Annotated in this window: 27 protein-coding genes and 1 pseudogene; 8 read left to right on the top strand and 20 right to left on the bottom strand. The window is 60.5% G+C overall.

Translation table 11 applies throughout. The annotated features are described in order from the left end of the window. Window positions 1-32: 32 nt before the first annotated feature. Together L0U83_RS21765 and L0U83_RS21760 are read right to left on the bottom strand one after the other, a co-directional pair. Window positions 33-1,331 carry a TAXI family TRAP transporter solute-binding subunit gene (locus tag L0U83_RS21765; RefSeq protein WP_233886157.1) on the bottom strand — a complete coding sequence of 433 codons (1,299 nt, stop codon included), beginning with the start codon at window positions 1,329-1,331 and terminating at the stop codon, window positions 33-35. 97 nt (window positions 1,332-1,428) lie between these two features. Continuing rightward, the gene (locus L0U83_RS21760; protein WP_233886155.1) at window positions 1,429-2,352 is read right to left on the bottom strand and encodes a LysR family transcriptional regulator; all 924 of its coding nucleotides are present in this window, start codon (window positions 2,350-2,352) and stop codon (window positions 1,429-1,431) included. A 130-nt stretch (window positions 2,353-2,482) separates the two neighbouring features. On the opposite strand from L0U83_RS21760, the gene L0U83_RS21755 reads away from it, so the two are divergent. The 5 genes from L0U83_RS21755 to wrbA all read left to right on the top strand — a co-directional run bounded on the left by L0U83_RS21755 (window position 2,483) and on the right by wrbA (window position 6,895). Further along, the gene (locus L0U83_RS21755; protein WP_233886153.1) at window positions 2,483-3,088 is read left to right on the top strand and encodes an FMN-dependent NADH-azoreductase; all 606 of its coding nucleotides are present in this window, start codon (window positions 2,483-2,485) and stop codon (window positions 3,086-3,088) included. A 112-nt stretch (window positions 3,089-3,200) separates the two neighbouring features. Beyond that, window positions 3,201-4,655: a DHA2 family efflux MFS transporter permease subunit gene (locus tag L0U83_RS21750; RefSeq protein ID WP_233886151.1), complete on the top strand. Its 1,455-nt coding sequence runs from the start codon at window positions 3,201-3,203 to the stop codon at window positions 4,653-4,655. 51 nt (window positions 4,656-4,706) lie between these two features. After that, entirely contained in the window at window positions 4,707-5,153 is a 447-nt protein-coding gene (locus L0U83_RS21745; RefSeq protein WP_233886149.1) for a MarR family winged helix-turn-helix transcriptional regulator, read from the top strand. Between the two features lie 226 nt (window positions 5,154-5,379). After that, window positions 5,380-6,087 carry a pirin family protein gene (locus L0U83_RS21740; protein WP_233886599.1) on the top strand — a complete coding sequence of 236 codons (708 nt, stop codon included), beginning with the start codon at window positions 5,380-5,382 and terminating at the stop codon, window positions 6,085-6,087. 208 nt (window positions 6,088-6,295) lie between these two features. Continuing rightward, on the top strand, window positions 6,296-6,895 hold the full coding sequence (gene wrbA / locus L0U83_RS21735) for an NAD(P)H:quinone oxidoreductase (RefSeq protein ID WP_233886147.1): 600 nt from the start codon (window positions 6,296-6,298) through the stop codon (window positions 6,893-6,895). Window positions 6,896-7,042: 147 nt separating this feature from the next. Here the strand turns inward: wrbA and L0U83_RS40545 are convergent. From L0U83_RS40545 to L0U83_RS21710, 5 genes and pseudogenes are all read right to left on the bottom strand, one after another. Then, a pseudogene (locus tag L0U83_RS40545) lies at window positions 7,043-7,159 on the bottom strand (FAD-binding protein); the annotation flags it as partial. Window positions 7,160-7,201: 42 nt separating this feature from the next. Then, the gene (locus tag L0U83_RS21725; protein WP_233886145.1) at window positions 7,202-8,083 is read right to left on the bottom strand and encodes an aldo/keto reductase; all 882 of its coding nucleotides are present in this window, start codon (window positions 8,081-8,083) and stop codon (window positions 7,202-7,204) included. Continuing rightward, entirely contained in the window at window positions 8,084-8,539 is a 456-nt protein-coding gene (locus L0U83_RS21720) for a DoxX family protein (protein ID WP_233886144.1), read from the bottom strand. It abuts the gene before it with no gap. A 48-nt stretch (window positions 8,540-8,587) separates the two neighbouring features. Then, window positions 8,588-9,385: a pirin family protein gene (locus L0U83_RS21715; protein WP_233886143.1), complete on the bottom strand. Its 798-nt coding sequence runs from the start codon at window positions 9,383-9,385 to the stop codon at window positions 8,588-8,590. A gap of 271 nt (window positions 9,386-9,656) precedes the next feature. Further along, on the bottom strand, window positions 9,657-10,727 hold the full coding sequence (locus L0U83_RS21710) for a porin (RefSeq protein WP_233886142.1): 1,071 nt from the start codon (window positions 10,725-10,727) through the stop codon (window positions 9,657-9,659). Between the two features lie 300 nt (window positions 10,728-11,027). Here L0U83_RS21710 and L0U83_RS21705 point away from each other — a divergent pair, with 300 nt between their 5' ends. After that, a complete protein-coding gene (locus tag L0U83_RS21705; RefSeq protein ID WP_233886141.1) occupies window positions 11,028-11,804 on the top strand; it encodes an IclR family transcriptional regulator in 777 nt (258 codons plus the stop codon). 9 nt (window positions 11,805-11,813) lie between these two features. Here L0U83_RS21705 and L0U83_RS21700 read toward each other — a convergent pair whose 3' ends face one another. From L0U83_RS21700 to L0U83_RS21675, 6 genes are all read right to left on the bottom strand, one after another. Then, window positions 11,814-12,680, bottom strand: coding sequence for an alpha/beta fold hydrolase (locus L0U83_RS21700; protein ID WP_233886140.1), 867 nt, complete (start codon window positions 12,678-12,680; stop codon window positions 11,814-11,816). A gap of 46 nt (window positions 12,681-12,726) precedes the next feature. Next, a complete protein-coding gene (locus L0U83_RS21695) occupies window positions 12,727-13,836 on the bottom strand; it encodes a flavin reductase (RefSeq protein WP_233886138.1) in 1,110 nt (369 codons plus the stop codon). Then, window positions 13,833-14,855, bottom strand: coding sequence for an LLM class flavin-dependent oxidoreductase (locus L0U83_RS21690; protein WP_233886136.1), 1,023 nt, complete (start codon window positions 14,853-14,855; stop codon window positions 13,833-13,835). The genes L0U83_RS21695 and L0U83_RS21690 overlap by 4 nt, the downstream gene beginning before the upstream one ends. A 53-nt stretch (window positions 14,856-14,908) precedes the next feature. Beyond that, entirely contained in the window at window positions 14,909-15,274 is a 366-nt protein-coding gene (locus tag L0U83_RS21685; RefSeq protein WP_233886135.1) for a VOC family protein, read from the bottom strand. Between the two features lie 69 nt (window positions 15,275-15,343). Further along, the gene (locus L0U83_RS21680) at window positions 15,344-17,005 is read right to left on the bottom strand and encodes an AMP-binding protein (protein ID WP_233886134.1); all 1,662 of its coding nucleotides are present in this window, start codon (window positions 17,003-17,005) and stop codon (window positions 15,344-15,346) included. 433 nt (window positions 17,006-17,438) lie between these two features. Next, window positions 17,439-18,353, bottom strand: a complete 915-nt coding sequence (locus L0U83_RS21675) for a LysR substrate-binding domain-containing protein (protein WP_233886133.1) — start codon at window positions 18,351-18,353, stop codon at window positions 17,439-17,441. 315 nt (window positions 18,354-18,668) lie between these two features. Between L0U83_RS21675 and L0U83_RS21670 the strand changes: the two genes are divergently transcribed. Further along, window positions 18,669-19,091 carry a DoxX family protein gene (locus L0U83_RS21670; RefSeq protein WP_233886132.1) on the top strand — a complete coding sequence of 141 codons (423 nt, stop codon included), beginning with the start codon at window positions 18,669-18,671 and terminating at the stop codon, window positions 19,089-19,091. Between the two features lie 90 nt (window positions 19,092-19,181). Beyond that, complete coding sequence (locus L0U83_RS21665) at window positions 19,182-20,105, top strand: LysR family transcriptional regulator (protein ID WP_233886131.1); 924 nt, start codon at window positions 19,182-19,184, stop codon at window positions 20,103-20,105. A gap of 24 nt (window positions 20,106-20,129) precedes the next feature. Here the strand turns inward: L0U83_RS21665 and L0U83_RS21660 are convergent, their stop codons facing one another. The 7 genes from L0U83_RS21660 to L0U83_RS21630 all read right to left on the bottom strand — a co-directional run bounded on the left by L0U83_RS21660 (window position 20,130) and on the right by L0U83_RS21630 (window position 26,220). Further along, window positions 20,130-20,918, bottom strand: coding sequence for an enoyl-CoA hydratase/isomerase family protein (locus L0U83_RS21660; protein ID WP_233886130.1), 789 nt, complete (start codon window positions 20,916-20,918; stop codon window positions 20,130-20,132). A gap of 147 nt (window positions 20,919-21,065) precedes the next feature. Beyond that, window positions 21,066-21,974: a LysR family transcriptional regulator gene (locus L0U83_RS21655; protein ID WP_233886129.1), complete on the bottom strand. Its 909-nt coding sequence runs from the start codon at window positions 21,972-21,974 to the stop codon at window positions 21,066-21,068. Between the two features lie 70 nt (window positions 21,975-22,044). Continuing rightward, on the bottom strand, window positions 22,045-22,722 hold the full coding sequence (locus L0U83_RS21650) for an NAD-dependent epimerase/dehydratase family protein (RefSeq protein ID WP_233886128.1): 678 nt from the start codon (window positions 22,720-22,722) through the stop codon (window positions 22,045-22,047). Window positions 22,723-22,726: 4 nt separating this feature from the next. Beyond that, on the bottom strand, window positions 22,727-23,584 hold the full coding sequence (locus tag L0U83_RS21645) for an SDR family NAD(P)-dependent oxidoreductase (RefSeq protein WP_233886126.1): 858 nt from the start codon (window positions 23,582-23,584) through the stop codon (window positions 22,727-22,729). An 88-nt stretch (window positions 23,585-23,672) separates the two neighbouring features. Further along, window positions 23,673-24,518 carry an SDR family NAD(P)-dependent oxidoreductase gene (locus L0U83_RS21640; protein WP_233886125.1) on the bottom strand — a complete coding sequence of 282 codons (846 nt, stop codon included), beginning with the start codon at window positions 24,516-24,518 and terminating at the stop codon, window positions 23,673-23,675. Window positions 24,519-24,573: 55 nt separating this feature from the next. Then, complete coding sequence (locus L0U83_RS21635) at window positions 24,574-25,143, bottom strand: TetR/AcrR family transcriptional regulator (RefSeq protein ID WP_233886124.1); 570 nt, start codon at window positions 25,141-25,143, stop codon at window positions 24,574-24,576. 123 nt (window positions 25,144-25,266) lie between these two features. Then, on the bottom strand, window positions 25,267-26,220 hold the full coding sequence (locus tag L0U83_RS21630) for a LysR family transcriptional regulator (protein ID WP_233886123.1): 954 nt from the start codon (window positions 26,218-26,220) through the stop codon (window positions 25,267-25,269). Between the last annotated feature and the right edge of the window lie 64 nt (window positions 26,221-26,284).

The following is a 26,284-nucleotide window of genomic DNA, read 5'->3' as shown; positions in this document are numbered from 1 at the left end:
AAAACGGAGTCGAACTGACGAACGACATGTCGCTATCCCTTCGCTCGCTCCGCAGCATTTGCGATTCTGTCCCGCACGACACCAATTGCCTGCTTGAGCGCGTAGACGTCCTGAAAATAGCGATATGGAATCCGTATCTGGCTCGCATTCGCGTCGATGTTTTCGATCTCGTCGCGCCATTGTGCGATCTGTGAGTGGGTCGGCTCGCGGCTGTTCCACACCTCGTCTTCCAGTGCCTTGATCTCGCGATACCAGACGACGAATCGCTTTTTTATTCGCGATTCGACGAGGCGTGGCAATGCCTGAATCAAACCAAAGAGAAGAGCCGCGAACGGCACGAGGATCAACAGCCGTCGTTCAATCAGGCTCGCGAGCCAGAACGGCAGATAGCGGTACAGGAAAGGCTGGCCGGATTTGAAGTAGCGTGCGCTTTCGTCGGAGATCGGGAATTCTTCCGTCTTCAGATTCGGAAACGTGCCGAGCGGTGTGAAGTAGTCCTCGCCACCGTGAACGGCGTGGGCCGCATCGAGCAGCAGATAGACGAGAGCCGGATGCATCGTGTCTTTCGAAACGAGGAGTGCCGTTGCGGCGAGCAGCGTGACGTCGGTGCGTGGAAGGTCTTCAGCGACACTCGTCGACGCACGCGGCAAGACAATCTTCGAAAGCGACGGGAACTTCTGAACCAGCGCATCGGCCTGCGAGAAACTCATCAACTTCAGCCCGCTGTTCAGCAGTGTCTTCTGCATGTCGGCGTCGGGCCGGCCGATGAAGAACGCAGCGTCGATCTGGCCGCTTTCGAGCCCCTGATACGCAGCGGACGCATCCATTTGCAGCAGCGTGGAGTTCTGGCTCGTGATGCCGCTATAGCCGAGCAATACCTGCGCAACATTGAGCAGGCCACTGCCTGGCACGCCCATAGAAATCTTCTTTCCGCGCAGTTGCGACAGCCGGTCGACCGTGGTGTCGCCGCGATAGAACACCCAGATCGGTTCGTACGACACGGCAGCGATCGTTTGCAGATTGTCGGTTTCCTTCGGGGTGGTGGTGCCCGACTGAATGAAACCGACTTCGTAGGCGCTATTCGGGTCCCTCAGCCGCTCGTAATTTTCCACGGAGCCCGAAGAACTGCGGATATCGAGTTTGATGCCCGCGCGCTTCAGAATGGGCGCATAGCGATCCGCAAATCCGCGATAGATGCCGTTGTCCGCACCGCTGGTCATGACGATGGTGCGCTGGAATGCGGGTTGGACGATGATCATCAGGAGCCAGCCGAACGCCGCTAACAGAACGATTCCGCTGATGATGAGAAAGCGGCGCCTCGCCCCGGTCATGGGCGCTTTCTGACTGCGGCGCAGTGGTGGATTGTGTCTGGGCATTGCTATAGACCCCTTCGGGTTTTACCGCTATCAGGATCGCGGCGCGCCATGATTATCGGCGCGCACGGCTGTGTGAGGGAATTGACATCGCGTCGCCGAGTTTCTCCAAAAGATATTCGGCGAAGACCGCTACTGCAGGCGGCACGGGCGGGCGGCTCGTGTACACGAGCTGCAGGCCGAGTTCGGTGCTTGATCGCCGCCAGGCAGGCAGCACGCGTACCAGTTTCCCCTCTTCAATGATCGAGTCGACGAGCAACTGCGGCAGCAGCGCAATACCCAGTCCGGCGACACAAGCCTGCGTCAGCACTCGCATGTCGTTCACCGCGAACCGGCTATTGATCGACACGTCCTGAGTGCCGCGCGGCCCCTCCAGGCGCCACATATTGCGACCCTGGCGATTCGAAATCGTCAGGCAGTCGTGTTCGGCGAGTTCACGCGGCGTACGCGGGGCAGGGCGTCGTTCCAGATAGGCCGGACTTGCCGCGAGGATCGTTTCACCCGGCGCCAGCCTGCGCACCCTGAAGCCACTGCCCGTCTCGACGCCCATGCGCAAGGCCAGGTCGACACGCTCGGCGATCAGATCGGACGGCGTATCGTCGAGCACGAACTCGATGCTGATGTTCGGATAGCGCGTGTAGAAATCTATCAACCATTCAATGCGGAAGATTTCGAACAGGCCAGCCAGAGCGGTGACGCGAACCGAGCCGGAGGGTGTCTGCTGATCGCCATGGTGTCGCCCGATTTCAAGAATCTGATCGATCGCCGGCGCATAGCGCTCGAACAGCGTTTGACCTTCCGTGCTGAGTGTGAGTTTGCGCGTCGACCGATGCAGCAGACGAGTGCTTAGTTGTCCTTCGAGCTGATCGATGCGTCGGCTCAGCGTATTGGCAGGCATGCGCAGACGCCTCGCCGCCTCGGAAAAGCTACCCGCGCGAACCACCTCGACGAACAAGGCGAGATCATTCAGATCGAGCATGTCATTGCTCCATAAATGGACGAATGCAATCCGATTCTACCAGCTAGTTCGAAGCACTTTTCGATCCCATACTTGGGATTCTTATCGATTGCGCCCGTGGTCGGCAACCCAACGTCTCAAGGAAAATTTCATGAAACTGCTACACGTAGATTCCAGCATCCTCGGTCAAGGCTCCGTCAGCCGTGAGTTGTCGGCGAATGTTGTCGCGACGTTCCGCAGCAGTCATGCGGACCTGACTGTCACTCGCCTGGACCTGGCCGCCACGCCGATCGGCCATCTTACGGCGGCACACCTCGCGGCCGCGCAAGGTGCGCCGGTCGATGACGCTTTGAAGTCCGACGTCGCCATGGGCCAGGCCGCGCTCGAGGCGTTCCTCGCCGCCGATATCGTGGTGATCGGCGCGCCCATGTATAACCTTGGCGTGCCTTCACAACTGAAGGCCTGGATCGACCGCATCTCCGTTGCCGGGAAGACGTTCCGCTATGGAGACCAGGGGCCGGTCGGTCTGTGCGGCGGCAAGAAACTCGTCGTCGCCTCGTCGCGCGGCGGCATTTACAGCGAAGGATCGCCTGCCGCTGCGTTCGATCATCAGGAAAGCTATTTAAGGGCGGCTTTCGGATTTCTGGGCATCACGGATTTCACTTTCATTCGCGCGGAAGGTGTGGCGATGGGTACGCAGGCGCGTAACGGGGCGATGGACTCGGCGAGGAAAGAGACTGCCGCGCTCATTGCGTGAGCCAACGCCGCCGTATGATCAGCGCCAACATCCACTGATCATCGGCTTCGTGGATCAAAGTGATTGCATTTAACCGGAGCGTATGATGACCGTCATTTCCAGGAGCCGTGACATGACGCATGGAATCGACGAACACAAACGCTGGCTTGCCCTCATGGTGCTGTGCCTCGGTGTGCTGATGATCGTGCTGGACACGACCATCGTAAACGTCGCGCTGCCGTCCATCCGGGCGGATCTGAAATTCACCGAAACCTCGCTCGTGTGGGTCGTGAACGCCTATATGCTGACCTTCGGCGGCTTTCTGCTGCTGGGCGGGCGGCTTGGCGACCTGTTCGGCCATCGGCGCTTGTTCCTGCTGGGCATCACGGTCTTCACGCTGGCTTCGGCGGCCTGCGGGCTGGCGAATTCGCAAGGGCTCCTGATCGCGGCGCGCGCTGTTCAAGGCTTGGGCGGCGCAGTGGTCTCGGCCGTGTCGCTCTCGCTCATCATGAGCCTGTTCACCTCGCCGGCTGACCGCGCGAAGGCGATGGGCATCTACGGGTTCGTGGGCGGGGGCGGCGGCAGCATCGGCGTGTTGCTGGGCGGCCTGCTGACCAGCGCGCTGAACTGGCACTGGATTTTCCTCGTCAACTTGCCGATCGGGATAGCGGTGTATGCGGGATGCGTGGCGCTGCTGCCGGCGGGCAAGCCGCTGGCGGATCGCGCCAGGCTGGATGTGGCGGGTGCGATTGCCGTGACCGCATCGCTCATGCTGGCGGTGTACGCAGTCGTACATGGCAACGAAGCCGGCTGGACGTCCGCGCAAACGCTCATGCAGCTAGGCATTGCGATCGCGCTCCTCATCGCATTTCTCTTCATCGAATCGCATGTGTTGCATCCGCTCATGCCACTGCGCATGTTCGCGCTGCGCAACGTGGCCACGGCCAATGTGGTGGGCGTGCTATGGGCGGCAGCGCTGTTCGCGTGGTTCTTCATCTCCGCGCTTTACATGCAGCGCCTGCTGAACTACAACGCGATGCAGGTGGGGCTGGCCTTCCTGCCGGCCAACGTCATCATGGCAGCGTTTTCGCTGGGTCTTTCGGCAAGACTGGTCATGCGCTTCGGGATTCGCGCGCCGTTGACGCTCGGTTTGCTGCTGGCCGCAGTCGGCCTCGCGCTGTTTGCGCGCGCGCCTGCCGGGGGCAGCTACGTGCTGGACGTGTTGCCGGGCATGGTGCTGATGGGCCTCGGGGCCGGCGTGGCCTTCAACCCGGTGCTGCTGGCCGCGATGAGCGACGTCGCGCCGGACGAGTCGGGCCTGGCATCGGGGGTGGTGAACACGTCGTTCATGATGGGCGGGGCATTGGGACTCGCGATCCTCGCGAGCCTCGCGGCAGCGCGCACAGATGAACTGGCCGCGTCGGGCGCCGATGCCGCTGCCGCGCTCAATGGCGGCTATCACCTGGCGTTCCTGATCGGGGCCGTTGCCGCGCTATTTGCCGCTGCGCTGGCCGGAGTGTTCGTGCGTACGCGCACGCACGCGCAAGGTCAAGCACAAGAGGAGGCTTCCAGCATGCTCGGCTCCTGATCTGCCGGGATCTTTGGCCGCTCGCTTGACCATGCGCCGAGGAACACGTGAATGGCCAGGACAAATGCGTCCGCAGCGAAAGCCGCCAAGCCCGCTCCAGCGCCCGTGGAGGCGCTCGCAGAACGGTCATCGGATGTGTTCGACGATCGAGGTAGGACCGTTCCGCGGATGGCGCGAACGGTCCACCGGCTCTACGACGCGAAGGCGCAAAAGGTCCTCGACCGGGAAGCGCTCCCCATCGCTTACTGGTACTACCTTCGCGTGCTGGCCGAGCGCGGCGAGGTGAATCAGCTCGAACTCAGCAAGCGCGTGGGTATTGCGTCGACGACCGCTGTTCCTGCGCTCGACAATCTGGAAAAACGCGGTCTCGTGCAAAGAGTGCGCGATCCGAATGACAGGCGAAATCATTTCATCCAGTTGAAGCCCGAAGGTAAGCGCCTGTTCGACGAATTGCTTTCCGAACTCGCGGGAATGATTTCGGCGTCACTCGACGAATGAGGAAGCGACCCTTGATAGACTCAGTTCAGGGCGCACATATTATTTTGGATACCTGATTAATTAGGGCAGCGAGCACACTTCCTGGCGTTCGTTATCGTTCTACTGCAAGCAATGTTGCTTTGTGCGGCTGGATATTTCACCTCCATGTTTGCCGATATAGCATTGATCCGTGGCTGAACCGTCATTAACGATCGTCAGCAGCTTCAATTTTCAGAAGGAAGCGGAAATGCTTGCACATAGACGTTGGGCCGCGCTCGATGGAGCCGATTATGGCTGGTTGCGCGCCAAATACCATTTTGCTGTGAACGCCGGTGGCAATCGCGCGCATGAGGCGTTGGGTCCGCTGATCGTTTGGAACGATGATGAGATCGCGGTTGGCGGCGGCTTTCCGCTGCATGGGCACCGGGACATGGAGATCGTCACTTACGTGCGCGAAGGTGTACTGGGGCATCGCGATACCATCGGTTCGGAAGGGACGATCCGTGCCGGCGACGTACAGGTCATGAGCACGGGTACAGGCATACGGCACGCCGAGTACAACCAGGGCGATGTGTCGCTCAAGCTCTATCAGGTGTGGTTGTTGCCGCGCAATGCCGGCGGTGAACCGCGCTGGGATACTCGCGCGTTTCCGAAGAGCGACCGCTCAGGTCGCTTCGTCGTGCTCGCCAGCGGCTTTGCCGAGGATGAAGGCGCGCTTCCCATTCGCGCAGACGCGCGCCTCTCCGGTGCCACACTCAAGGCGGGCGAGCGTGTCAGGCAGGCTTTCCTCGCCGATGGTTGCGCTTACCTCGTCGTCGCGTCGGGCCGCATCGAAATCGACGGCGAGATGGTGGGCCCACTGGACGGTGTGGCGATCACGGATGTGACGGCAAGCGAGATAGCCGCTCTGGAAGACTCCGAACTCGTATTGGTGGAAACTACCGGGAGTTCCTGATTCTAGTCGATCGCCTCGAGCCTCATCGAAAGGGGCGGGGCGATACTGTGTCGTCGTTCATCGAAGGCCGACGATATCAACCTGTTCGAGGTGCGTGGCGCGTACTGATCGCCGTGGATTCGCAGTTGGGCAGTTGGGTCGCAAGTCACTCCAGGCGTCACAAACCTCCTGATCCCGGCGTTGCCGGAAACGTTGAAAGGAGCCTGTTATGTCGAAAGTACTGGTGCTGTACTACTCCTCCTATGGGCACGTCGAAGCCATGGCAGAGGCCATTGCCGAAGGCGCCCGCGCCGCGGGTGCAAGCGTCGACGTCAAGCGTGTGCCTGAAACCGCGCCACAGGAGGTCGCCGCAGCCGCCCATTTCAAGCTGGACCAGAAGGCGCCGGTCGCGACTGTCGCGGAACTCGCCAATTACGATGCGATCGTCATCGGAACGCCCACGCGCTTCGGGCGTATGTCGTCGCAGATGGCGGCGTTTCTGGACCAGGCAGGCGGCCTGTGGATGAGCGGTGCGCTCAATGGCAAGGTCGGCGGCGCTTTCACATCGACGGCCACCCAGCACGGCGGGCAGGAGGCCACGCTCTTTTCGATCATCGCCAACCTGTTGCACTTCGGCATGGTCGTCGTCGGGTTGCCGTACAGCTATCAAGGTCAGATGACGCTGGACGAGATCGCGGGCGGTTCGCCGTACGGCGCGACGACGATTGCTGGCGCGCAGGGACAGCGGCAGCCGAGCGCAATCGACCTCGACGGCGCACGCCACCAGGGGGAATTGATTGCGAAGGCGGCGAACAAGCTGTTTGGCTAACCGGGCGCCTGCTGGCCGGCTCTCACCGATATTCTGGGCGGCCCGTGAAATGGATTCGCCAGCAAGCGTGGCCCGTGACGGATCATGCTTTGCTAGCGCCATGGCGGTCAGGTAGCCGAACGAGACTGCCGGGCCGAGTGTAATTCCGGCTCCAATGTAGTGGCCGCCAACGGGCCAGTTCATGTCGTTGCCACATGCGAAGATGCCGGGAATCGGCTGGTCGTTGTGATCCAGAACTTCGCCGCTTGGCCCTGTGACGAGACCGCGGCGTGTAGTTGATGCCGGCGACTGGCGTTTCTCCGAGGGTCACGGCGCAGTGCTATCCCACACAGGAGCGAGTCCAGGCGGATTGACGATTCGGCTGTCGACTGCCGCCAATGCGCGGATCGCCGCCATCTCCGCGTCGTCGAGCGCAAAGTCGAAGATTGCGAGATTTTCCGCGAGGCGTCCTATCCGGGTGGTTCTCGAAAGGGCAACCGTGCCGGGCTGCTGAACGAGCCATCGAAGCACGACCTGCGCAATCGTCTTGCCGTGGCGACCGGCGATTGCTTTCAATACATCGTCGCCGAATACGCGTCCGATCGCCATCGCACAGTAGGCCGTGACGGCAAGACCTGCTTGTCGCGTGCTTTCGACCAGCACGGACTGGTTCAGGTACGGATGGTATTCGAACTGATTCGTCACGAGAGGCGCGGCAGAAAGGCGAATGGCTTCCGTCATCATCGCGCGGTTGAAATTGCTTACGCCGATATGCCGTACTTTGCCTGCCCGTGCTACGGCATTCAGGCCTGCGATTTGCTCGGCAAGCGGTATATCCGATCCCGGCCAGTGCAGTAGCAGGAGATCGATGTAGTCTGTCCGGAGCTTGCGCAGGCTCTCATTCACGGACGCCTCGAAATGTCTCTCTGCGTAATTGCTGACCCAGACCTTGGTGGTGAGAAAGAATTCACTTCGTGGGCGATTCGAAGCGGCGACGCAGTCGCCAATGGCCGCTTCATTACCGTACATCTGGGCGGTGTCGAAGTGCCGGAAGCCGGCGTCAATGGCAGCCGGCGCCAGCCGACGGACTTCGGCTTCGCTCAGACCATAGGTGCCAAAGCCGATGGCTGGTATGGCTGCGTCGCCAACATGAACGTCACGCATAAGGGGATTCCGGAGGAGAGAAGACGGCAGATGGGTAGGGGGCAATCAACGATCAGATGGCGTGATTCGCGCGTAGTTCGACGTTATTTCGACGTGACCGTTGCCAATGAGTCGATCGATACTGAACAAGCCGGCGCCGTAAATCGAAAGCGCGAGCAGTCCACCTGCCATGGCTAGATTCGTGAGAAATTGGATCAGTTGGTTCGGATCTGCGAACGCATGGTGAAAGATGGCGGCCGTCGAAACGGAGTACGCCGCCAGGATCCATGCGACTGCGCGCGTTCGGTAGCCGAAAACGAGCAACGCTCCACCTCCCAGTTCCAGCAACATCGAGCCGATACACCATAGCAGCGGCGCGGGCAGGCCGAACGTCCTGACGTACTCAATCGTCGCCAGCGGCCAGAGCAGCTTGTCGACGCCGCTCGCGACAAAGAGGGAAGCAAACAGGAGCCGTCCGGCCAGGGCGAGCAGATCGTTGCCTGTGGAGTTCGCGATGGCCATGTGCCTGTCCTCGATGTAGTGACGCTTGACGCAGCGGCTCGTGAGCACCTAGCCGAAACGGCCGCCGCGACGAAGCTGCGCACCGATTTCCCCGATCCTCGCTTCCCCCGCGCGCAATGCATCGGCAGAGGTATGAACGGAGTAGTGTCCGAGCACGAGCTGGTGTGGATGGGCGATGGCGGAACCGAGAACGAACTCGGAATCCTCGCTGGCGGTGAGGGTCACGGCATCTTCCGACTCGTCGAATACCACGAGTTCGTCGGCGAGGCGCGCGTTGCCCACTTGCAATGCGCCGCGTTGAACGCTCAACCAGGCAACGCTGTGACCGGCTGGCGGCGTGTACTGCCATTGTTCGCCGGCCTGAAGGTTCACGAGCAGATAGTTGATGCCCGCCGGAGCTAGAACGGGGCTCTCGACCTCCCCGTAGCGACCCAGAATGACGGACGCCGGACCCGTGCGAGGGATGTCGCTCGCGCGCAGGTACTGGCTGGTGGGAGAACCCAATTCGAGGGATGGCGGCAACGCGGTCCACAACTGATAACCGCGCACCGTTGCATTTCCGCTGGCGCCGCCGCCATGCCAGACCCCGCCGCCTGCGTTCATCCACTCGACGCCGCCAACTGGCAGTACGCCTGAAGCACCAGTCGTGTCCTCATATTCCACCTCGCCTTGAAGCAGCAAGGTCGTGGTCGCGAGACCCGAATGAGGATGCATGGAGAACTGCAGCGCCGCGGCTTCCTTGCTCTCGAAATAGTCGAGAAAGACGAATGGCTTCAGTATCTCGCCAAGGTCGCCCGGGCTGACGAGCCGCGTGATGGGGCCGTGTCGCCGCCCTGCCGTGCGCAAGACGACCGCTCGCGCGCTGTCTTGCGGCCCGGCGGTATCGAGGCCGGGCCGTACTTGAAGAGGTGTACAACGAGCGGTCGATGCTTTTGATGCGACGTGCGGCGTGGTTGTATCGGACGACATGATAATCAGGCGCGAGCGCCGGTTGATGACATTGAGCTAGGGTAGGCGCTAACGTGTCTCACGAAAAGCCCGTATTTTTCGATGTAATCCATCGCCAGTAGAGATACGTGACAAGTGCCGCGCTGATGCGATGGCCAACCGCAAATGCCTAGAAAGAGTGCTGGATACCCAGGGAGACGCCGGTTGTCGATCGGCCGGATGCCAGGCCGGCAGCGGCAAGCGATGCGACACTATTGGTGCCCGACGCATGCTGGTATGTGACCTGCTGGTAGACCGACGTGCGCTTCGAAAAAAGGTATGAGTTCGAGACCGTTATCGTCTTCCAGTTTCCGCCGTCGAGATTTTCGACCCAGCCGCCAACCGCGATGACGTCGTCCGGCCTGACCGTCCAGTTCGCGCCTACGTCGACGGTGTTGGCGTTGCCCTGGCCTGTGGCCAGGGTGATGCGTGACTGCGTGAAGGCGGCGTGCAGCAGAATGTGGGTGAACTGATAAGTCGCGCCCACTCCCCAGTTGACGAGTTTATCGGCCACCACGCCTTCGGACGCGCGCAACGGCGTACCAAATAGCGACGGGAGACCGACGAAACTCGAAAGCTCCAGGAAGCGGTTGTTCTCGTTCGCGTAGGCGGCTGCGAGGCTGAGTGGACCGTTCTTGTACTGAACAAAGAACGAGTAGTTCCGGCCTTCGCTAAAGTTGCCTGGCACATTGCCAAAGGCAAATTCCACGCCGGTTGAGAAGCCGGCAAAGGTCGGGCTCACATACTTGACTGCGTTGGCGAACTGGAAAAAGTTGGCGACTTCGTCGAGGTTGCCCTGATGAAGCGAAAGAATATTGCCGAGCAATAGCGGCGTTTGATAGTTGGCGAGAACGTCATACATGAAGCTCGGTTGGCGACCGAGCGTGAGCGTGCCAAACGTATCCGACTGCAGGCCAACGTAGGCCTTCCGGTTGAACAGTGTCCCAGGAACGAGCAACTGCCCGTTGTTCAACAAATACTCGCCCTGCAGGTCGAAGATCGTGCGCAAGCCGCCGCCAAGATCCTCCATACCCTTCAGCCCGAAGATATCGGGCGCATGAGTGTTGCCTTCCTGGACGAGGGAGTGTCCACGTACATTGCTGATGTACTGGACCGCTGTGTCAGCGATGCCGTACAACGTGACGCTCGATTGCGCATGAGCGATGCCGAACATCGAAAATGCGGAAAGGGTTCCTGCCACTGCACGTCTGCGAAAGGCCATTGCTTTGACTCCGAAGCGATAGTTGTTCTTCTGATGGATTGTGTCGATGAGAAAAAGATTGCAGTACTAAGCAATCAACTCGTAAAGCTCCATACCTGGATCCAACGGCTCGTGTAACCTTGCGGTCCACGTCCCTCTTTGGGGGTATTGCATTCAACAATAATGAATGCAATAATTTATGTTGAATACTATAGGGGCCGCCCACGAGGGGTGTCAACAAGGTTGACGTGCGGGGAAACCCGGGCGGCGTGCATTCAACAACTTCAATACGGCAGCGATATGACCAATGTGAGCGCGAGACGCGGCATTCAATCCGTCGAGATTGCATTTCGAATCCTCTCGGCGTTGCAAACGAGCGTGCGAGCCCTTCCTCTGAAAGAGATTGCCGCACTGTCCGAACTCACGCCGAGCGCAACGAGTAACTACATGATTAGCCTCGTACGCACAGGCCTCGTATCCGCAGATGAAAAGCCAGGGTGCTACAAACTTGGCCCGGCTTCGCTTGCTTTAGGGATGAGTGCGATCAACCAGCTCGACGGTTTCGATATCGTGCGGCGCGAAGTGATTGCACTACGCGACGCCACGCTTAGCGGTGCGGCGGTGACGGCATGGACCGACGACGGACCAGTGAGTCTGTTCAAGCAGGAGGGGCAGACGCGCAGCATCCTCGAATTGAGAACGGGGTTGATCCCACTCGTGACGACGGCAGCGGGAAAGCTGTTTATTGCCTGCCTGCAGGCCAGCCGCACTGACGAACTCATTGCTCGCGAAATGTCCGGCGAGAAGGATTGGAGTCCGGCCGCCATGCGGGAAGAAGCTAGCGCTGAACTGCGCAACAATGGCTTTTCGATGGTTCATCGTGGCAATCTTGGCTATGTATCGGTTGCCGCCCCGATCTGGGACCGGGACGGGAATCTCCAGTTTGCAATCAGCCTCATCGGGACGCCAGCCACGCTCGATACGGATATCAATGGCGAGGCGATCAAGGCGCTCCTCGAAAGCGCCGTTCGCGCGACGATTGCACTGGGGGGAAAGGTGTCCCGCCAGATCGGATAGAAACCGGGGTCATGTGTTTCCACCGGCGGCGGCTGCCAATACGATGGAATTGAACTTGCCCGGTGCTTCCAGTTTCGGCATGTGGCCGATTCCATCGAGCACATGGAGCGTCGAATTGCGCGCCGCCTCGTGTATGGGCCGCGCGTGATCGCTGAGAGGCGCGATGCGATCATTGTCGCCGACAACGATGGAAACCGGCGCCTCGACTGACGCGGCCACAACGGGCGTATGCGTAGAGAACAGCATGTCGACGGCATGTTCCCATCCCGTTGGCGTAACCGCGTCCCGGAGTGTCGAGACGAGGGCACGGATCTGGGGCGCGGCGTTGCGAGCGAGCAGGGCGTCGACCACCGCGGCGCGCGCTTCAGGCGACTGAGCCGCCCCGCTTCGCATCAGCGCCTCCCGAGCGGCGGCGCGATCCGAAAGCGGCAGGTGAGCGCGTGCGACGTTGGGCGCGCTCAATACGAGGGCGTGCGTTGCATATGCGTATTGCGCGGCAAATGTCGCTGCGATGACGCTGCCCCACGAACTGCCGACAACGGTTGCACGCGAAATGCCCAGCGCCGTCATCATCGCCATGACGGCTTCGGCATAGTCTGCGGCGCCAGGCGTTGCGATCGCGAACGGGCTGCTTTGCCCGTAGCCCGGGGCATCCCACGCGATCACGCGATGGCGCGTGGCAAGCGCCGCGAGTTGCGCGCGATATCCCGCCGAGTTCGATCCAATGCCGTGCAGCAGGACGATGGGTGGCGCTGCTTCGTCGCCCGCCGCGCGGTAGGCGATGGTTTGCTTGCCGCTTAGCGTGTCGAGGTTCACCTGGATCTGTGCCACGGGAGGCAAAGAGGCTTCGAGTAAGCGGCTATCTGTTTCAGTCATGGCTCAGTGTGGTCGCTATTGATAGCGCTATGCGCGGGTTGGGCATTCAAGCTTCACGCAGCGCTAGAGTGATCTCCTGTGCGGCGGCTTTTAGGGCTTGTGCGCAAGGTCCGTCGGTTGCCGCATCGAATTGTTCCGCTGGGCCGATCGCCGTCAAGGCAAGCACTGCGACGCCGTCCGGCGAGAGGATGGGCACACTGATCGCATTGGCAAGGATGAGGTCGTCATAAAACGGTCCGGGGCGTCTCGTCGCTACACGCGAAGCTCTGACCGATTCAAGCATGCCTGAAAAGGTCTCTGCAGCAACCGGCAAATCCTGTGACTCGCGTCGTGCGTTTTCACGCAACTCCGCGACAACGAACCGGTCGATCGCTTCAGGCGGAAGAAAGGCCGCCAGTGCAAGTCCGGAAGCCGAAGATGTCACCGGCAGCACCAGCCCCAGAGGCAGATCCGCGGCCACTGGTGTCGCTGCGGCCTGCCAGGCGATCACGGTCGGTCCATGATTGCCCCATGCCACCAGGGCGAGCGACTTGTCGAGCGTACTGGCGAGCCGCAACATGCTACGGCTCGCGAGTCGCACGGCATGCGGCTGGGATTTCATCGCCCCCTGCGTTCCGACCGGAGCGTGACCCAGGTCGTGCGGATCGGCCACCAGGTACTGACCACCGCCAAAGACCAGCGGCCGCCGCGCGCTCTGGCGAATGCGTTCGACGGAGCCGAGAAAGATCACATGGTCGCCGCCGGGATAGCAGGCAACGACCTTGCATTCGAGCCAGGCACTGCAATCGCGCAGTATGGGGAGACCGTCGACCCCGACGTCGTATTCAATGCCCGAGAACTTGTCAGGAGAGCGAGTGGCGAAATGATTAGCCAGGCCGTACTGATCTTCCGCCAGGATGTTGATCGTGAAGCGGCCTGAGTCCCTGAAGGCCGAATGGCTTCCAGCGGATGTCGCCTGGCTCCACAAAACAAGAGGCGGGTCGAGAGACACGGAGGAAAACGAATTGGCGGTGAGGCCATGCATTTTTCCTTCGGCGTCGAGCGTGGTGACCACGGTCACGCCAGTTACGAAGGATCCCAAAACGTTTCTCAGCTGACGTTTGTCGAAAACTCCGATGGCTGATCGTTCGTGTTCGGACAGAGCAACTGCGTTCATGACGGAACCTTTTCCAGTTCGACGAATGCTGGCATGACGGATTCATGGAAGAGTCCGATCGACGTTTTTGCTTCCTGCATCGACATATCGCCAAACATGAAGGTGCCGATGAGATAGTTGAACCCGCCATTGCTCGCCTGTTCCAGCAGCTTTTCGCGGACGGTTTCCGGCCGTCCCACCACGGCGAGGCCCGATTCCACGAGCGGTTCGAACGTTGGAGGGAGCTTCTGGTTGACCGGCTCGGTGCCGTGCTTCTTCCAGAGTTTGATGAAGTTCGGATAGAACGCAGACCATGCCCGCGAACCGATTTCCATCGCTTCCTGATCCGTTTCCGCCACGACGATATAGCGATTCACGCCCATGAGTGGTTCAGCGTCGAACGGATGCCGTTTCGCGAATTCTTCACGATACCGGTCGGTGATCGCCCGGACTCGCGCAATGGGGCCGGCGCACACGATATTCATCTTCTCCTGTGCAGGCCAAACCGTCGACTCGGGCGATGCCAGTGCGTACCATGTCGGCGGCGGCGACTGCAGCGGCTTGATTTCAATGGGAACGTCCTTGAACTTCCAGAACGTGCCTTCGTAGTTGAGCGTATCCGAGTTGAGGAAGCGCTTCACGACTTCATACGACTCGACATATCTGGCTTGAGCCGTGGCAGGGTCGATGCCGAGCGCTTCGATCTCGTGGGGCGAGGCGCCGCGCCCAACGCCATATTCGAAGCGGCCGCCGCTCAAATGGTCGAGCATGCAGATTTCTTCGGCGAGTCGCACGGGATGATGGATCGGAAGAATGTAGACGAGCGGAGACAGACGCAGCTTGCTGGTGCGCTGCGCGGCGGCGGCGAGGAACACGCTTTGTGACGGGCACGCGCTCAGCGTGGTCGCGTGGTGTTCCGACATGTGATAGCAATGAAAGCCGAGCTTGTCGTACAGTTCGATGATCTGCAGCCTCTCTTCGTACTGCTGATTGATTGGCAGACCATTGCGATCGTTTTGATCAAAAATACCGAACTTCATGATTTTTCCAGTAAAAAATAGGTGAGATTCGAACTTTGGCGCGGGCCTGGCAATTAACGCGTCGAAGTCTTGCTGAAGACCTGAAAGATGTTGTCTTCAGGGTCTTTGTAGGTGGCGACGAAGCCATGCGTTCCCATGTCGCGCTGCCCGAGCAGCAGACCGCCCGCGGCGAGGATCTTCTGTTCGACTTCGGCCCGCGCTTCGCCGGCAATCTGGAAGACGGGGACGGCACCGACAGCCCCTCGTGCGGCTTCCTCTGCGGAACTGAGCGCAAATGCGCTGCGCTGCAGGCGGAATTGCGTCCACTTGTTTGCGTCGCGAAACTGGACTGGCATATTCAACGCCGCGATGTAGAACTCGGAAAGCCGGCCGATATCTTTTGCGACGATATAAACCGATTGCATGTCAACTTCTGCCATGGCGAGTGCTCCAGAAAACTGTAATGGGGGAAGATAGGCGACCTGGCGAATGCAACGTGCCAACGAGCGTCAGGCCGTTTGCTGGTCTTGCAGACCGAGTTCATCGCTCATGATTTGCCGGATCAGGTACTTCTGGATCTTCCCTGTCACGGTAGTCGGGAACGAGTCGACAAAGCGAATGTATTTGGGCACTTTGTAATGCGCTATCCGTTGCTGGCAGAATTCGCGGACGATGCCTTCGTCAAGAATCGCCCCGGGTGTCGTGACGATCCATGCGCAGAGTTCTTCGCCAAAATGCTTGTCGGGTACGCCGACCACCTGAACGTCGAGCACGCCGGGGCAGGTGTACAGGAATTCTTCGATCTCGCGCGGATAGAGGTTTTCGCCGCCGCGGATCACCATGTCCTTGATTCTTCCAACGATGTTGACGTAACCCGCTGCGTCCATCGTTGCGAGGTCGCCTGTGTGCATCCAGCCTTTGGCGTCGATCGCTTCTTTCGTCCTGTCCTCCTGGTTCCAGTAGCCGAGCATGACCGAATAGCCGCGCGTGCAAAGCTCGCCCGCTTGACCGCGGTCCACGGTTTCGCCGGTCGCCTGGTCGACAATTTTTATCTCGAGATGCGGCAGGACCTGGCCGACCGTGGTGACGCGCTTGTCGAGCGGGGTATCCGTCATGCTCTGGCAACTCACGGGGCTGGTCTCCGTCATGCCATAGGCGATGGTGATTTCGGAGAGATGCATTTCGTCCACCACACGCCGCATGATTTCGATCGGGCAAGGCGAGCCGGCCATGATGCCGGTGCGTAGCGTGCGCTTGTCGAATGCAGCAAAGCGCGGGTGATTCAACGCGGCGATGAACATGGTGGGTACGCCGAGCAGCGCGGTGCACCGCTCAGCCTGCACGGCTTCGAGAACGGCTTCAGCGTCGAATCTTGCGGAAGGGTAGACGATTGTCGAGCCGTGGGTGAGAGATGCCAGATTGCCCATGACCATGCCGAAGCAGTGGTACATCGGCACGGGCACGCAGACGCGATCCATTTGAGTGAGCTTCATGCATTCGCCCACGAAGTACCCGTTGTTCAGGATATTGCGGTGACTCAGCGTCGCCGCCTTGGGACGTCCGGTCGTTCCGCTGGTGAACTGGATATTGACGGCGTCGTCCGGGCGCACAGTTGCGCGGACGTCGTCGAGCAAAGTGCGGCCTGCCGCAGCCAGGTCGAACAGACTGGAGAAGCGGTGCGCGCCCGCTTCGTCCGGAGCGCCGCTTTCGTCGATCCACCAGATCGTTTCGAGCTTCGGCAAGCGCGACTTGCCGAATTCCCGCAGCATGTTCAGATATTCGCTCGAACGGTACTGCACCATCGTCACGATCGCTTTGCACCCCACCAGGTTCAATGCATGCTCGAGCTCCGCGCTCCGGTAGGCCGGGTTGATGTTCACGAGAATCAACCCGGCCTTTGCCGTGGCCAATTGCATGAGCAGCCAGGCAATATTCGTGTGCGACCAGATGCCGATTCGGTCACCGGGCTTGAGTCCCGAGGCAAGCAATCCCGCGGCGAGATCGTCCGATGTCTGCCGAAGCTCGCCGTAGGTGAGGCGGATGCCTTCATGCCGGCTGATGACCGCAGCATGCTCATTCAACCGATTGGCGATTGCATCGAAGTAGTCGCCAATCGTCTGATTGATGAGCGCTGTGGAGCGTGTTCCGCGCTCATACGAAAGCGTATTCATGGAGTCTCCTGGATGTTCTTGCATTCAACAATAGTGAACGCGTACAGCATAGTTGTATGTTAGGATGCGGTCACGGACGTGTCAACCCGTTTTGCCACTGACGCGATTTTTCGAAGGGCGGCGCAAACCATTGGGCTTTCGATCAAACGCAAGCAGAGATCACTCTCACCGATGCAGACGACGTTTGTCGTCATTACTTTGGATAACGAAATAAATGGCAGCGCAATTGCTCTGAACTTTGCGGCGGTTTGCGTGACGCACTAGAACGTCTCGGGACGACGAAGAGGGGCCGCGCCGCGATCATTCGCTCGATAGGGCGAATCTATTCGGCAGGCGGCGATCTCGCCCAGATTCTGGAGGGGTTTGACAAGGTCAGGCGGGTTTCGCGAAGCATTGGCCGGTGAAGGCCCATCGCGCACTCAGGTTCTCTCCATCACTTGCTGTTCAGCTTCTCGAAACCCACGACAAGCGCGTCCAGCAGATGCCGGACTGCCGGAACCATGCCGCGGCGCGAGGCGAAAATCGCGTGCACGAGGCCCGGCTCGGTGGCGAGTCCTGGCAGCAGGTGCAGAAGCTGGCTGGAACGGATATCGGCATCCACGAGTTCGCGAGGCAGCAAGGCCACGCCAACTCCACTCATCGCGGCGATGCGCAGGCTGGCGAGATCATCGCTCGCGAGGCGTGGGCGATGTGTCCATGACGTTGCGTTACCTTCGGCGTCCACAAGGTTCCAGGCGAATCGCTCGCTGCTGTTCGCCATCGCGAGCGTGGGCCACGCTTCGAGTGATTGGAGGGACGTGGGCGCGGCATGGCGTGCGACCAGGTCAGGGCTGGCAACGAGGATCTGCGAGGAGAGCCCGAGTTGCCGTACGGCGAGATCGGTGCTTTCGAGCGGGGGAAGCCGCACGCGGATAGCGAAATCCAGCCCCTCTTCGACGACATCGACGCGACGGTTGGTGGCATCGACGAGCACCTGGACCTCGGGGTTGTCCTGTATGTACTGCGCGATCATCGGGGTAATACCCGAGCTTAGCAAGCCTACCGGGCAACTGATCCGTATCGTGCCCTGCGGTTTGGACCGTGTCTGGTCGACGATGTCCTTGGCCGCTTTCGATTCCGCAACGAGAGCGACGCAATGCTGGTGAAAGCGCCGCCCAATTTCGGTCAAGGACAGGCTCCGGCTGGTGCGATTGAGCAGGCGAACACCCAGCTCTTCCTCGAGTGCACGAACACGCCGGCTGAGTTTGGATGTCTGCGAGCCGAGTGCGTGCGCCGCCGCCGCGAAGCTTCCACGCTCGACGACTTCTACAAAGATCCGGAGATCGTTGAGGTCGGTGATCTGGTTCATTGTCGGGCTCTCGCTCAGGATTCGTCGTTCTATCACGCACAACGTTGCTTTGCAATTCGGGAGATTGGCGCGTGATCATTGCGGAATTAGTATGGCGCAACTGACCGAGGACGGGTTATTCAGCGGCTACAGAACAGTTGAATAGCGCCGGTTTCGAGCGTCCGGGAATCAAGGTGGATGCGGGCGATCTGTCGATCGGAAGGGAAGATGTTTGGTAATCCTGATTGAAATGGTCTGTGCGCGACTGGCGATGGTGGAGGCTGGCGCGAATCCCTATCCTGGTCCACCAAAGTGAACTTCTTTGAGGAGATCGTCATGGAACGATACAAGTTTATTCCGCTGCTGGGCCGTATCATGCTGGGCGCGCCTTTTGTGATGAGCGGGCTCGGCAAGCTCGGCGCCTATGCGGCAACAGTTGGCTACATCACCGCGATGGGGTTGCCCGTTCCGCCGCTGGCGTACGTGGTTTCGATCCTGGTCGAACTGGGCGGCGGCCTGCTGATTCTTTCGGGCTACCGCGTGCGTCCCGTGTCGGTTGTGATGGCATTGTTCTGTCTGGTAACGGCAGCGTTTTTCCACCACAACTTCGCGGACCAGAATCAGATGATTCACTTCCTGAAGAACGTCATGATGGCGGGCGGCTTTCTGCAGATCGCTTACTTCGGCGCGGGTGCTTATAGCCTGGATCAACGCCTTGGGCGCTTCGGCGCGCGCCTGGCATCAGTTGGTGCGAACTGACGCAACGTGGCGGGCCGCCCGTGCAGCATCGACGTGGCGGCCTCTACTAGATTCCGCCCATTGGTGAATTTGATGACTTAGGAAGCCAAAATGTTGGATGGCGTATCGTTGGACCAGCTCCGGGCATTCATCACGGCAGTCGACGAAGGCAGTTTCTCCGGGGCAGCGAGGAAGCTGCGCCGGGCGCAATCCATGGTCAGCGAACTGGTGTCGAATCTGGAAGGACAGATCGGTGTGGCGCTGTTCGACCGGCGGGGGCGATATCCCGTTCTGACTGCGCAAGGGCGTGTGCTGCTGGCCGACGCGCGTAATGTCGTTTCCGGCGTGGACGGGATGAAGGCACGCGCCAAGGGCATGGCATCGGGGCTGGAACCCGAATTGTCCGTAGTGGTGGATGTCTTTTTCCCGTTTCAAGTTGTCGTCGAGGCCGCGAAGGCGTTTCGCGAGCGCTTTCCGGGCGTGCCCTTGCGGCTCTATGCTGAAGCGCTCGGAGGCGCGTATCAACCCGTCATCGATGGACGTGCTGCCGTCGGCATCGTGGGTTCGTTGCCTATTGTGCCGCCAGGACTCACGTCGGAGCGGCTCGCCGGCGTCGCATTTACGATGGTTGCCGCCAATTCGCATCCACTGGCCGCGATCCGTGGGCCGATTCCCAGGGATGAACTCGCGCGCCACACGCAACTCGTGCTGACCGACCGGACGGATTTGTCGGCCGGTCACGAATTTGGAGTGATGTCTGGGGCGACCTGGCGCGTTGCCGATCTGTTCGCCAAGCATGCGCTTTTGGTGCACGGGCTCGGCTGGGGTGGCATGCCCGTGCATACCATCGAGCATGATATTGCAGCGGGGCGTCTCGTTGAACTTCACGTTGAAGACGTGCCTCCCGGTGGGCTCGTGCTTCCGATGTTGGCGGTGTACCCCGCTGCGGCGCCGCTCGGTCCGGCCGGAAGATGGCTGGTCGAGCAATTGCGTGACTGTTCTGCGACCGCGTCGCACTCATTGCTGGAGGCATGAGCCTCCAGCAGCGGACGCGGCGCTTCAGCGTCCCGTGAAAATCACCGGCTCTGGCTGGACGCCGCGCTTCATGGCTTCGGCGCGTGCGGTTCGGCCCTTGCGTGCGTCATCCGTGCCGTGCAACCCCATCGTGATGTCGAGCAAAACGGAATCCGCCGCGGGCACGCCGCCGCCCGCCCATGCCTTCAACAGTGCACGGATAGCGGCATACGATCGTGTGGGGCCATTGGAAAGGCGCGTCACGAGCTTTGCCGCGACGGTCTCGACTTCCGCGTCGGGACACACGAAAGCGGCCACACCGAGTTCGCCGGCTTTTTCGCCCGTCATCGGTTCGCTCAGCATCGTGTAGCGCGCAGCCACCGCGCGACCGGCGCGTTCTGCCAGCCGCTGAACCCCGCCCGCCACCGGAGCAGAGCCTACCGAGGCCTCGATATTCTGAAAGACGGCGTTGTCGGCAGCGACGATAAAGTCGCAGGCCAACGCGAGTTCGAATGCTCCACCGAAGCAGGCGCCGCGAATAGCGGCGACAGTCGGGATTTGCAGCGCTTCAATGGCGCGGTACGAGTGATGGATCTCGCAGATGAACGTGCGCCATTCATTGAAGTCCTTATCAATGAAGTCGAGGACGTCGCCGCCATGACTGAAGTTCTCGCCTTCGGAGCGTACAAGCAGAGCGCGAATATCGGAGCTGCTGGCCTCGCGTACGGCGTCTTTCAGTGCTTCGCAGAAGCGCGTATTGATCAGGTTCGACGGACCATCGGCGAGCACAATGTGCCCGATATTGTCGTGGCGTTCAAAGCGGATGACCGGCATGGGAAGTCTCCTGAAGAGTGATGGAGCGTGTGCTCGCAGAGTGGGTGCGAGGAGTGTCACGCCAGGGCGAACAATCGACAAGCCAGTGCCGCAAATAACGCTCTTCCACGCGGTTGATGAGCCGCGTTGGACCACACTCGGGGACGGTCAATCGGGTGATTGCGCAAACAGGTCGCGTACGAGGCCTCGCAGCCACTGATTGCCCGGATCGTCCTGCTGTGAACGATGCCAGTATTGCCGCACGTCGAACGGTGGCATCTTGAATGGAGGTTCCAGAATCGCGAGATCCGCCATGCGCGCGAATATTTCTGCTACGTCGCTGGAAACCGTGACAATCAGGTCCGTCGTCGCGATGGTCATCGGGATGCTGAGGTAATGCGGCGTATTGAGCACGATTCTGCGTGGTATTCGGTGCTCTTTCAGAAAGCGTTCGACAATTTCCTCGCGACGGCTTTCCGTCTTGATCAGCGCATGGGGTAGTTCGCTGAAAAGCTTTTTGGTCAACCGGCCTTGGACGGCGGGGTGGTGCTTACGCACGAGGCATACGAACGAATGCCGAACAAGACGCTGCTGAAAGACGTCGACGCCGTCGAGATCGGGGAAATATCCGATCGCAAGGTCAACTTCGCTGCGCTGAAGCGCAGGCATTAGCTCGCCGGGAGACAGTGACACCGTTCTCAGATTGGCGCCGGGTGCAAGACTGGTCAGCCGCTTCAGCAATTTCGGCAAGGCAACCATTTCACCGACATCCGACATCGCAACGGCAAATGTGCGCTGGGCACTTTCTGGCTCGAAAGTCGGCGTGGACAGCACTCGCTTTTGAATATCGTCGAGTACCGAGTGGATCACGGGCGCGAGTTCCATCGCGCGCGGCGTGGGTTGCATGCCGGACCGGGTTTTGACGAAAAGGGCATCGCCAAGGTCTTCCCGCAAACGCTTCAGGGCATACGATACGGCCGGCTGACTTAGATTCAGTTCCTGGGCCGCTTTGCCGAGATGTCCGTGACGCTGGAAGGCGTCAAACACGCGCAAGAGATTGAGATCGAAACTATCCATTCGGCGTATCCCCTGGATTCTTCCGCGATCTTATCAGCGGAACAGGAGACAGCCCATGCGCTCAACTGGATCACGCTCGCGGACTGGCGAGTCGATGCATATCGGCAGGCTTCAGAACGGCTTGGGGTACACCGCGGCGCACGGCGTTTAGCATCGCATCGCCAATGATCCGGGTAGTCAGTACGCTATCGGGCGAGATTTGCCGAATCAATGCGAGCAGCGGTTTGAGGGCGATGTACATCCAGCGATACGCGGCTGTACGCGACTGTATGCCGTCCTCGGGAAAGATCGCCGCTGGCCGGAAAATAGCCACCTGCCGAAATGGCAGACGCTGCAATGCGTTCTCGGTTTGTCCGCGCACGCGGGCCCACATGCTTCTGCCTTGTTCACTACTGTCCGCGCCCGCGCCGGACACATAGACCATCGTCATCGCGGGGCTCACGCGAAGCAGTTCCTGAGCGACGTGGAGCGTGAGGTCGTAGGTGATCGCCCGATAGGCGGCCTCGGACATGCCGAAGGACGATACGCCTGCACAGAAAAAGCACGCGTCGATGTTGGAAAACGCGTCGTCTGTGGCCTGAAAACTTGCAAGATCCGGCACAGTGAAGACCCTGAGTCGCGGATCATCGTAACCCTCCAGCACGCGCCGGCCAAGCACGATGATTTCGGTGACGTCCGCCGCGCAAAGGCATGCGCGCAACACGCCCTGGCCGACCATGCCGGTCGCGCCGATCAGTACAACGCGCATGATTTCACTCCGAAGGCCACGTGGGCATTGCCGAGTCGAAGTCGGCCGCGAGGGTCACGGCTTTCCAGCCCTGCATGGATTCGCGGCGGGCCTGCTCCTCGGCTTCCACGACCTGCCAGGCGTCCGAGCCGAGCACGAGCCGTGCAGGCACCGCTTCACGCGAGGCGAGCATCACGATCAGTTTCGCAATGCGCTCGGGATCTCCCACTTCATGGCCCACGTAGGCGTCCATCAACGCCTTGAATCCGGCCATGGATGCCTCGTAGTCCTGAGGAAGATTATGCAGCGTCGTACGCGCCTCGTTGCCCCATTCGGTGCGCATGCCGCCGGGTTCCAGCGTGCAGACGTGAATGCCGAACGGCGCGACTTCCTTGCCCACGACGTCGCTGAATCCGCCGACGGCCCATTTGGCCGCCTGGTAAGCGGAAAGTCCCGGGCTGCTGATGCGCCCGCCTGCCGACGACACCTGAAAGATATGGCCGCTGCCCTGGGCGCGCATGACGGGGATGGCCGCACGCGTGAGGTTCACCACGCCAAAGAAGTTGGTTTCGATCTGCGCACGGAAATCGTCGGCGGGCATGTATTCGAACGGCTGAATGTGTCCGTAGCCGGCGTTGTTGACCAGAACGCTCAGATGTCCGAATCGTCGGGTCGCCTCCGACACCGCCTGCCGTGCCTGCTGTTCGTCGGTGACGTCCAGTTCGAATGTCGCCAGGCGATCGCCATAGCGTGCCTGCAAATCGGCGAGACGCGAAGTGTCGCGCGCGCCCGCCAGCACCTTGCCGCCGTCCTGCAACGCGGCTTCGAGAATGGCGCGGCCCAAACCCCGGGAGGCGCCAGTAATCAACCAGACTTTTGACATGATCGTTTCAACCTTTGTCGAGCGAGCAGCATCGACACTTTGGGAATGAAATGGCAGGTGAATGCTTGTGATACGGCGATCACAAAGCTCACTGCGGATTGAAACCCGCCTTGCCCTCGAACATCACCGAGTTTGCGAGGTCCTTTTGAGCCTGCAGCGCGGCGAGGCTGCGGGTATAGCCGACTTCGAGCACCGCGTAGGCATCGCCGCCGAGAACAGTACGCAGCGGTGGCTCCGGCAACTGACTCACCTCATAGATGGCGCCAGCCATTTTCACCGGATCGCCCGAGGCATATTCATCGCCGACTTCCTTGATCTGCGCGCGCAGCTTGCCGACGACACCGTCCTTGTAATCCGCAAGTTCTTCGGTCCAGCGGATATTCGCTACGAACCCCGTCTTGATGGAGCCCGGCTCGATGATGAGGGTCTTGATGCCAAACTCGGCCACTTCCTGGCTCACCGCTTCGGCAAAACCTTCGAGGCCGTATTTCGCGGCGTGATACATCGAGCCGCTCGGAAAGGCCGCACGTCCCCCGACGCTGGTGACATGGATGAACGTGCCGTGTTTTCTCGCGCGCATCGCAGGGAGAAAGGCGCGGGTGATGTGGATGGGCGCCAGCAGATTCAGCGCGATCTGTTGCTGGATGTCGGCTTCGCTCAATTCCTCCATCGCGCCGATGACGGCGCCACCCGCGTTGTTGACGACGACATCGGCATCCGGGTGGCGTGCCGCCACGGCCTGCACCTGCTCGGGACGGGTGACGTCGACCGATTCCACTTCGAGTTGATCGGGCCAGGACTGCTTGAGCGACTCCAACGCGGCCACGCGCCGCACCGCTGCAACCACGCGATGCCCTTCGGCCAGCACTTTCTCCGCGAGGGCAAGCCCGAGACCACCTGATGCTCCGGTAATGAACCACTTTTGACTGGACATGATGACTTCTCCTTTCCGTATTGAGCGCGTACTCACTCAATTATTGAAGAAAAATTTACGGCGTGATGGCTCGCCAGGCGGCGTGGAAACCGAGTTGGCGGTGGCGTTCGGCATCGTCGGGTTGGCGCTCGACGTATTCGATGGTGGTATCGGCAATACGCTCGATGATGGAGTAAAGAAACGCGATCGATGCATTCACCAGTACACCGCTCTGCACCGCGTCCTCCACCATTCTCGACACCGCCAGGAACGGCTCCATGCCTTGCGCCCGCGTCTCATCCCGCAACTGTCCGGAAGCCGAGAGTCTGGAGATGGCGAGTCGGCCCGCCGTGTTCCCAAGTCCCCAGCGCACGTAGTGCTGGAAGACATGTTCCAGGCGAAGCCGGTAGTCCGCTTCGGAAGGATAGCCAGGCATGACGGTTTCAGCCAGTTCGTGCTTGAGGTGCAGATACAGTTCCTGGAAAAGCACGTCCTTGTTCTCGAAATACGTGAACAGCGTGCCTTCGGCGACGCCGGCGCGCCGGGCGATGCTCGCCGTGCTGGCCAGCACGCCCTGTTCGGCCACGGCCTGCGTTGCCGCGACCAGCAGAGCATTTCGCTTCTCAGGGCTCAAAGGGCGTGCCATCGTGTTTCGGTTCAATGTAGAGTGAGTACGCACTCAATTATAGGCTTGCTCCGAGGTGAACGCAATCGCTCGAAAATCGCGTCAGAACGTGCCTGTCCGTCGCGAATAGAACAGGTCCCGCGATCACCGGCTGCGCGTTCCCGGCGGCTTCCATCCCATCAGCGTCTCGGCGCTCCATTGCGCCGCAGTGAGCCTCGCAATGAAGAAGTCGGCCAATGCGCTCACCTTTGCTGGCCGTGTGCGGGCAGTGGGCGTGACGAAATACAGCCCGCCTTCGGGCAGGCGCCAGTCAGTCAAAATCGGTTCGAGCTGTTTGTCAGCGAAATACTGCGTCGCCACGAACTCGGGAAGCTCGGTGAGCGCGAGTCCCGCGAGTAGCGTGGGCAGCAACGCTTCCACAGTTGTGGCTCGCAGCGCTCCGGTCGGCGTGATCGTGCATTCCTCGCCACTTTCGTGCGTAAAACGCCAAACGTCCCGCTTGCTTCTGTTGGCATAGGTCAGGCACTGATGCGCGCCGAGGTCACGCGGATGCTGCGGCCGGCCATAGCGCGACAGATACATGGGCGATGCCACGACAAACCGGCGCACGGGTGCGATGAGGCGTGCTGCGAGTGACGAATCTTCGAGGATGGCAATACGCAGGGCGGCGTCAAACCCATCGCCAATCAAATCGGCATGGGCATCCGTGAGATGAAGCTCTACGGAAATGTCCGGATAAGCCCGGAAGAACTCGGGCAGAAGCGGCGCCACCCAGCGTGCGCCGAAGGAAAGCGGCGCAGCGAGCTTGACCAGACCGCGCGGCCGGCTCGAGGTCTCGCGCGCGAAATCCTCGGCCTCTTCGGCGTCGGCGTAGATTTTCGACGCGCGCTCGGCGAGTGTGTGCCCGTAGTCCGTGAGCGCCAGCCGCCGGGACGTGCGGTTGAACAACCTGCCGCCGAGCCGCTCCTCGAGCCGCGTCACGGCCCGGGAGACCGTGGCGACGGAGACGCCCATTGCCGCCGCGGCAGCCGCGAATGAACCTTCCTCGGCCACCTTCGCGAACATCGCGAATCCTTCAAAGTCGGGTAGTTTTGACATCGACAAATTTGCAACGATGGTTTTCCGTCATTTCTATTTCGAAAAATAGCATGCGGCCTTAAAT

It is taken from the genome of Paraburkholderia flagellata (assembly GCF_021390645.1).
Taxonomy (GTDB): Bacteria; Pseudomonadota; Gammaproteobacteria; order Burkholderiales; family Burkholderiaceae; genus Paraburkholderia; species Paraburkholderia flagellata.
The sequence above is the reverse complement of the archived record's forward strand: the minus strand, read 5'-3'. Positions and strand labels throughout refer to the sequence as shown.